Source organism: Pseudomonas sp. Ma2-10 (genome assembly GCF_054330215.1).
This window is the reverse complement of sequence record NZ_JBTEYL010000044.1, coordinates 1-8,228: the sequence shown is the minus strand read 5'-3', so window position 1 is coordinate 8,228 and position 8,228 is coordinate 1. Positions and strand designations below refer to the sequence as shown.

Here is an 8,228-nt window from a genome sequence, read left to right as displayed (position 1 = left end):
GGTCGCATCATGAGGTGCTGGCTCCAGAAAGAGTTCGGGAGCACAGCTTCGAGCATCAGATTTCGACTTGGAATGTGGGCTTCATGGAGCGCTTACGATTACACCGGGTTTGGGGGATGATTCATTCATCTGTAGCAGCGGCACCAGTCCAGGGTTTAGCGATCTGTCTGGCAGCAATAGCCTGACGTTCCCGTCAAACGGCACCGGGGAAATCATAGGCAACATTCTTTTTGGTGATGGTGATGATCGCGTTTTGATGAACTCCGGCACGATTACCGGGGATCTTGAGCAGGGAGATGGTCGCGACAGTTTTGTGATAAACAGCGGTGTGGTCACTGGAACGGTACGTCAAGGCGACGGAATCGATGATTTTGTCATGACCGGCGGCAGCATTGGTGCGCTGTTCCAGGGCGATGCTCTGGATACGTTTCTGATGACAGGCGGAACCATCGTCGGTGCATACGAAGACGGTGACTACGCGAAGATGACGGGCGGCACCATCGGCCGGGTCAACATGAAACTCGACAACAATACGTTCGACATGTCAGGGGGTGAAATTTTCGGCAACCTGGTCGCCGGTTTCGGCTCGGACACCATTATTGTTTCCGGCGGCAAGATTGGCGGCAATATCAGCGTAAGCGGCGGCGATGACAGCATCACCGTAACCGGTGGCGAAATCGTCGGACAGATCCTGGCCAGCTTCGGCAACGACCGACTGGTGTGGGACGGTGGCGGCGTTATTCGCTCAGAAATCTTGATGGCCGCAGGTGACGATAGCGCCCTACTGAGAGACCTCTCTGAAGCAACGCTCAGCATCGCCCCATTGATAGACGGAGGCACAGGCAACGACCTTTTGACCTTCGATCACACCACCTCGGCGGGCGCTTCTCGCTATACAAATTGGGAAACCATCAATTTAAGCAATGGCTCACGTTTCGACTTGACCGAAAAATTTGTACTGGGTGACAGCGACACCGGCACCGGGGTTTTCAACATTGCTGGCAGTAGCGTGTTAGCACCTGTCCAAGGGGGCATTAGCCCCTTTGCTGTGGGACAGCGTGTCAATCTGAACAACGCCGGGTTGATCGATATGACCACTGGCAACACACGCACCAACGACACATTAACCGTGCAAGGTAATTATTCAGGCAGTAACGGCCAACTCTTCCTGCAAAGCGTGCTCGGTAACGACAGTTCCGCGAGCGACAAACTGGTGGTCGAGAATGGCACGTTGACTGGCAATACCTTGATTACTGTCAGCAATATTGGCGGGGTTGGTGGCCTGACGCGGCAGAACGGTATTGCGCTTGTGCAAGCCCAAGGTAGTGCGGTGAGTGAGAACGGCGCTTTCTCACTCAAAGGCCCCGTTTCGGCTGGCGCATTCGATTATCGACTGTTTAAGGGAGGCGTCACGGCGGGTACAGAAAATAGTTGGTACTTGCGTTCGGCTGTTGTCGCACCGGCGTTGACAACGATTCCTAACCCTGATCCGACGTTGCCCCCCATCACCGTTCCTGTGGTAGCAACACCGTTTGCCGCCGTTGCTCCTGCCGGTAGCGCGCAACTCCCAAGCCTGCCCGCCGCCGTGCCAGGCGCGGAGCCTATCCCCTTGTATCGTCCCGAAGTTCCCACTTGGTCGGTTTTGCCACCTGCCGCTGCGATGCTAACGATGACGGCGCTGGGCACCTTCCATGATCGTCAGGGTGACCAGCGACTACTCAAAGAGAATGGCGCGCTGGGAGCTGGCTGGGGTCGCGTTTATGGCAAGAACATCAATCAGACCTGGGCCGGTACCGTCACGCCTCGTTTCGATGGATCACTCAGCGGCTTTCAGGTCGGTAATGATCTATATAGCTCGCAGACCGCAGGGGGATTAACTCAGCGTACTGGTTTCTTCGTCGGCCATACTCGATTGCAAGGTGATGTTGATGGCTTTAACGAAGGTTTTCAGGGGCGCAGCGCCGGAAAGATTGAACTTGAAGGGGACAGTTATGGCTTGTACTGGACGCTAACCGACCCTATCGGCTGGTATGTCGACACGGTGGTAATGGGCACCCGAATCGACGGTGATAACCGTTCAAAACGTGGTCTCAAACTCGATAACCGAGGCCACGCCCTGACGCTTTCGGCAGAGGCCGGTTACCCAATCGATATGGGGGGCAATTGGGTAGTCGAACCTCAGGTGCAGTTGATCCATCAAAAGATTTCTCTCGACAGCCAGGACGATGGTATCTCACGCGTGTCATTCGACTCCGACGGAGCATGGACAGGTCGACTGGGTGCTCGTCTCAAGGGGCGATACCAAGTCAGCGGCAGACCGTTGGAACCTTATTTGCGCGCGAATTTATGGCATACAGTCGCGGGCGACGATACGGTGACCTTCGACAATGTCGATCAAGTGAAGACCACGCAAAAAGCCACATCGGCAGACGTCGGCGTCGGTGTCATCCTCAGCCTTGATTCGGCCATCAGTGTCTATGCCAGCGCTGACTACAGCAGCAACATCGATAGCAATCAATTGCGCGGGCTGGGGGCGAATATCGGTGTGCGAGTGAGCTGGTAAAGACGCGTGCCATCCGAAGGGCGAGGGTGGCCGTCGGGTGTGTCCTTTGATGGAAGAATCATCGCGGATTTTGCAGGTCATCAACGGCTACCTGGGTGACTGCGGCCTGATATTGCGCCAAGGCAAGGTGGTCGATGCGACGCAGGTCGATCAGTTGCCGCGCGGCATCAAAAATCGGTGGGACTTCAGACCATCCTTGGGAAATTACTTACGCGATTTTCGGAAAATCCTTGGTTAGAATGTAGCTTGCGAGCAGTACAGTTCAACACCAAGGTCTATGAGTATTGGCAGATAATTGATGACTTCTCCCCGCGTTCTCGTTCTAGAAAATCACTCGTCTCAACGTGGTGTGGTCATCGCTGCACTGAGAGAGCTGGGAGTGTCCGATATCCTGCAGGCTGGTTCAGGCGAGCAGGCAATGGCTTTGTTGAACAAAGAGGGCGTCGTCGATATTGTTCTGTGCGACCTTGGTTACCAAAACTTGCCGTGGCTTGAGTTTCTGAATTGTGCAAGTCAGCTGGGCCTGGTTCGTGCAGTAGTCATATTTAGCAAATTGCAGCCGCCACTCCATCGAGCACTGGATCAAATGGCGCATTTTTCTGGTTTGAAATTGTTGGGTGTGCTGAGCCCCCCGATGCAAATTCAAGCCTTGGATAAAGTACTGCAGCGTTACAGTCGAAAAGACCTGGTCCTATCACCCTCCAACGAGCTCGGTTGTGTTTTACCCAGCGAAGAAGAAATTCGTCGTGGACTCGGCCTTGGCGAATTTCGAGCCTACTACCAGCCTAAGTTCGTACTTAGCAGTGGAGAAAACGCAGGTGCTGAAGTATTGGTTCGGTGGCAACACCCTGTCAAAGGCTTGCTATTACCAAAAGATTTTCTCGCTGCGGTGGTGGCCTACGACTTGATCGATGAGATGTTTAAGCAGCTTTTCGAACAGGGCTTGAGCTTGCTCGGCGTGCTACATCGGAGTAATCACTCGCTAGGGTTATCGTTCAACCTGACCGCTTCTCAATTGCAGAGCAATGGTTTGACCGAGCACATCTATCGCTCACTCAAGCGTTATGATCTGCCAGGGTCGGGCATAATTTTCGAGTTGGCGGAAAGCGGTTTGTTGGAGGCTAGTAACAACATTCAAGAAAGCTTGGTTCGTCTGCGATTGATGGGCTGCGGCTTATCGATTGATGACTTTGGCGTGGGGTTCTCTTCGCTCAAATTACTTTGCCAGTTGCCTTTTACGCAAATAAAGCTCGACGGCGAGTTTGTTCAAAACATCCACCAACCTCGGAGTCGGGTACTCATTACGAGTACCTTGGCACTCGCGTCGTCATTGAACATGGAGTTGGTGATCGAGGGTGTCAGCAACGCTGAAGAGTGCCATGCGCTCGTGGAACTGGGGTGCCGACTCGGACAGGGATTCCACCATGCACATCCGATGACATCGCATCAATTGATCAGTTGGCTTAACAAGCCCCGCAGCAAATTAATCAGCGGCTCAGGACGCATCCGCTTATGATCCCCCACGCGAAGTCGCAGGTGTGACAACCTGCTGATCGAACGCAATGTCACATGCTGTCCAGTAGGTTTCCGAGGTAAAAATGCTTAAAGCAATGATTGTGGATGATCATCCGTTCATTCGCTCTGCTGTGAAGATGATTCTCAAGCAGGAAGAATATGAAATCGTTGCCGAGGCAGGGAACGGTGCTGACGCCGTTCAGTTAGCCAGAGAGCACTTGCCCGACCTCATCCTGTTAGACATCGCCATGCCAGGCGTCGACGGGCTCGACGCGTTAAGCCGAATGGCCTCACACCGAATTTCGGCCAAGGTCTTGGTACTGACCTCGTTGTCTGCGGTGTTCTACTCATTGCGCTGTATGAAGGCTGGCGCCTCCGGTTACGTTTCTAAATCAGATGATTTGAGTGAGCTGATTAAGGCCATCAACGCTATCAAGTCGGGCTATACATTTTTCCCTGACCTTGCGATCAAATCGGTACACAGGGAAGACGCTCAGGCAACTGAGTCGAAGCTGATACAAAGCCTCTCTGACCGTGAACTATCAATCCTTCAACAGCTCGCCAATGGTCTGACCAATAAGCAGATCGGTGAGGCCATGTTGCTCAGCAACAAAACGATCAGCACCTATAAAGCCCGGCTTATCGAGAAGCTTAATATCACCTCCTTGATCCATATGGCGGAGTTCGCCAAGCGCAACGGCGTAATCTGATGCCCCGGTCCCTAAAAAATTGTCTGGCATCGTTGGCAGTGTTCTGTTGGTTTTGCTTCGCTTTACCTGCCGTAACGCAAGCCGACACCTTGCAATTGCTAGGTCGGTCGAAAGTTGAGCATTACAAAGCTTCGCTAGACGAGGCGGATTGGCGCTGGTTAAGGGAAAAAGGGGCATTGCGCCTAGGGGTCTCTGCCCCCGATTATCCGCCATTTGACATCACCAGTAACGGCCGTAACTACGAAGGAATGACCGCCGATTACGTCAAGCTGATATCCGAACTGCTCCACGTTCATATCGAAATCATTCGTTTCGATTCCCGAGCAGAGGTTGTCCAGGCGTTGAAAAACGGGGAGATAGACTTACTGGGGACAGCGAACTGTTTCGAGGACATCGATCCCGCATTCCGGATGTCCGTCGCATACGCGGATGATCAACCCACGTTGGTGACGCGCAGTGATGTTCGGTTACCACTACCGGAAAACCTGGCAGGCAAAAAAATCGCCATGCTTTATCACTATTTACCCCCCCAACAGGTGCGAAATTTTTACCCCGATGCCGATCTACAACTCCATTCTTCGACGCTCAACGCCATTGGCGCTGTTGCTTTTGGCGAAGCCGACGTTTATCTCGGTGATGCCATTAGTGCCAATTATCTCATCAGCCGCAATTATCTGAGCAATGTGCAACTCGCTGGTTTCGCCAGTATGGAGGGCAGTCACTTTGCGTTTGCCATGCTCCGCCAACACAACCCTCTGCAGCAGATAGTTAATGCGGCGCTTGCGGCAATTCCTCTGAATGAACGTTTGGCCATCCTGCGCCGCTGGGGTGCTGCAGAGATCAGCATACCGGGTCAACACCTATTGCAATTCACCTCGAGCGAGCAGCGCTGGCTGACGGAACATCCTCGAGTGAAAGTTGCGATGGTTGAAAATTTCTTACCGATGACATTCGTCGACGAACAGGGCGAGTTTCGGGGTGTCAGCGCCGATTTGCTTGCGAAAGTAAGCCTGCGCACAGGGATACAATTTGACATTGTGCGAAGTAACTCGCTGACCCAGGTGATTGCACTGCTGCGTCAAGGCAATGCAGAGATGCTTGCGGCCATCACCCCCAGCGCCGAGCGCGAACAAGACATGCGTTTCACCCGCCCTTATCTGACCGCGCCTTATGTATTGGTAACTCGAGCGGGGGCGGGGAATGCTCGCATGCTCGAAGAAATGGCGAATAAAAAACTAGCGTTGATCAGTGGCAACGTACTGCACGAATTTATCACTCGTCGTTTTTCGCAGATACAGATCGTGGACGTCGATAACGCGGCGCAAGCCATGGCGCTGGTGGCCAGCGGTAAAGTAGACGGTGCAATCAATTCATTCCTCAGCGCCCGCTACATGATTTCACGTCAGTACCGCGATCGGTTGCAGGTAACCAGCACGGTAGGCGAGGTGCCCGCTCGTATTTCATTTGCCACAGGACGTGGGGCGCTGGAACTGTATTCAATCCTGGAAAAAGCTCTGCTGAGTATTTCGCCGGAAGAAATGGGTGAATTGGCCAATCGTTGGCACAGCGACGTCGTGATTGAAGACAGCTACTGGTTGCGAAATCGCGCGGCTATTCTTCAAGGCTTCGGTGTTGCCGGTGTGCTTTTGCTGATGGCTGTTATATGGATTGCGTACCTGAGAACCCTTATCCGGCGCAGAAATACAGCAGAAAAAGCCCTTAACAATCAATTGGAATTTATGCGAGTGCTGATTGACGGCACCCCCCATCCAATTTATGTACGAGATCGCGAAGCACGCATGTTGGTGTGCAATACCGCTTATCTAGAGGTGTTTGGCCTTAAGGGCCAAGAGACGGTGGGGAAACGCATCACCGAAAGCATTTTTGCCGATGCCATAGATGCGCACAGTTACCATAGCGAGTATCTCCAGGTCATGGCCGACGCTGTTCCTCGCATCGAAGACCGCACGTTGACCTTGCCCGGTGGTGTGACGATCACCATCTATCACTGGATGCTGCCCTATCGAGATATCGACGGTGTAGTGATCGGAATGATCGCAGGTTGGATCGATATCAGTGAACGGCAGCGTTTACTTGGGCTGGTAGAAGAAGCCAAGAATGTAGCCGATGACGCTAACAAGGCAAAAACCACGTTTTTAGCCACCATGAGTCATGAGATTCGCACCCCAATGAATGCCGTGATAGGCATGCTTGAACTGGCGCTGAAAAAGGCTGACCAGGGCGTTCTTGATCGTTTCGCTATCGAAGTGGCTTCCGGCGCAGCACTTGGTTTGCAAGATCTGATTGGCGACATTTTGGACATTGTGCGAATCGAATCAGGAAAGCTTTCGCTGGCCCCGGAACGGGCTAATTTAAGGGCGCTGATTGAATCCTCGGTGCGGATTTTCGAAGGACTGGCTCGCCAGAAAAATCTACTGTTAAAGCTTGAACTGGATGCTCGCGCCAACTGTGATTTATTGATTGATCCGCAGCGCTTCAAGCAGGTGGTTTCTAATCTGTTGGGTAACGCAATCAAGTTCACCCGCGAGGGTCAAATCAACCTGACACTCGAAGTCTTGCCATCGACTGTCGAGGACTATTTGTCTATTCGCTTGCGGGTGGAAGACACAGGTATCGGCATTTCGAACGAAGATCAGCAACGGCTGTTCAGTCCCTTCGCCCAAGCCAGCAATAACAACCAATCCGCACGGGCCGGTTCCGGCCTGGGCTTAGCGATCAGCCGAACACTGTGTGAAATGATGGGCGGCACACTGTGTCTGAGCAGTGAGTTGGGCAAGGGCACTCAAATCGAAATGCTGCTTGAGCTGCCGAGGCTTGAGCCGCTTGCCAAGGTAACGGCCTCGGTTGTTGAAGCGGAAGTTGAACAACGTGTGCTCAGCATTCTGGTGGTCGATGATTACCCTCCCAATCGGCTGTTGCTATCCAAACAATTGACCTACTTGGGTCACAAGGTCGTTGAAGCTGACGACGGGGCTCATGGGTTGCGCGCCTGGAGAACTCAGGCCTTTGACGTCGTCATAACCGACTGCAATATGCCGATTATGAATGGCTATGCGTTTACTCGGGCAATACGTACTGAGGAGCAGGCGCGTGATTTGCGACGCTGCCTGATCATAGGCTTTACGGCCAATGCCCAGCCTGATGAAAAGGATAACTGCCGGAATGCCGGCATGGACGACTGTCTGTTCAAGCCCACAAGCCTGAAAACGTTGAGTGAGCGCCTGGCCTTGGTTCCGTCAATTGCTACCACTGCCTTGGCGTCACACACTGAGCCGGCGCAAGACGCAGATTTCGACTTCAGCAACCTGGCGCAGTTGGTTGGTAAGCCTCCAGCCCAGCCACCTGTAATTCCCTACCTCCACTCGCCACGCTGTGCTCTCCAAAAAAGGAGCACACATGAAACCACCCACCACACTCAC

6 protein-coding genes are annotated in these 8,228 nt (G+C 53.1%); all 6 read left to right on the top strand.

Annotated features, from left to right (window positions below; genetic code table 11):
- A partial coding sequence (locus ACXPVS_RS26935) for a hypothetical protein (protein ID WP_458512605.1) occupies positions 1 to 185 on the top strand: 185 nt, incomplete at its 5' end.
- A gap of 71 nt (positions 186 to 256) precedes the next feature.
- Complete coding sequence (locus ACXPVS_RS26930; RefSeq protein WP_458512604.1) at positions 257 to 2,563, top strand: autotransporter family protein; 2,307 nt, start codon at positions 257 to 259, stop codon at positions 2,561 to 2,563.
- A 49-nt stretch (positions 2,564 to 2,612) separates the two neighbouring features.
- On the top strand, positions 2,613 to 2,801 hold the full coding sequence (locus tag ACXPVS_RS26925; protein WP_458512603.1) for a hypothetical protein: 189 nt from the start codon (positions 2,613 to 2,615) through the stop codon (positions 2,799 to 2,801).
- 141 nt (positions 2,802 to 2,942) lie between these two features.
- A complete protein-coding gene (locus tag ACXPVS_RS26920) occupies positions 2,943 to 4,079 on the top strand; it encodes an EAL domain-containing response regulator (protein WP_458512602.1) in 1,137 nt (378 codons plus the stop codon).
- 82 nt (positions 4,080 to 4,161) lie between these two features.
- Positions 4,162 to 4,788 (top strand): response regulator, encoded by a 627-nt coding sequence (locus tag ACXPVS_RS26915; RefSeq protein WP_458512601.1) that lies wholly within the window; start codon positions 4,162 to 4,164, stop codon positions 4,786 to 4,788.
- Positions 4,788 to 8,228, top strand: a 3,441-nt coding sequence (locus ACXPVS_RS26910) for a transporter substrate-binding domain-containing protein (protein WP_458512600.1), incomplete at its 3' end; no start/stop codon positions are given. The genes ACXPVS_RS26915 and ACXPVS_RS26910, both read left to right, overlap by 1 nt.